The sequence below is a fragment of the Pseudomonas sp. 2822-17 genome, assembly GCF_002742485.1.
GTDB classification, from domain to species: Bacteria; Pseudomonadota; Gammaproteobacteria; order Pseudomonadales; family Pseudomonadaceae; genus Aquipseudomonas; species Aquipseudomonas cyclaminis.
In genome coordinates this window covers 1-281 of record NZ_LJRZ01000682.1, presented here as the reverse complement: position 1 = coordinate 281, position 281 = coordinate 1, and the positions used below count along the sequence as shown (strand labels likewise).

Here is a 281-nt window from a genome sequence, read left to right as displayed (position 1 = left end):
GTTTATAAAGGGATGCAGGAATTAAGACCTGCTCACTGGATGCGCGTATCCCTTGAGGGTGTGGAAATAAGGAGATACTGGCAGGTGAAGAGTGAAAAGCACACAGATAACGTAGAGGAAACAGCGGAAAAAATTCGAGGACTATTTAAGGATACGGTAGAAAGACAATTAGTTTCAGATGTTCCAGTATGTACCTTCCTGTCAGGGGGAGTTGATTCAAGTGCCATTACTGCGATAGCCTCTAACTTTTTTGAAGAGCAGAACAGAAACAAGTTAAAAAC

1 protein-coding gene is annotated in these 281 nt (G+C 42.0%); it reads left to right on the top strand.

The annotated features are described in order from the left end of the window. A partial coding sequence (locus tag AOA60_RS23860; protein WP_256592876.1) for an asparagine synthase-related protein occupies positions 1 to 281 on the top strand: 281 nt, incomplete at both ends.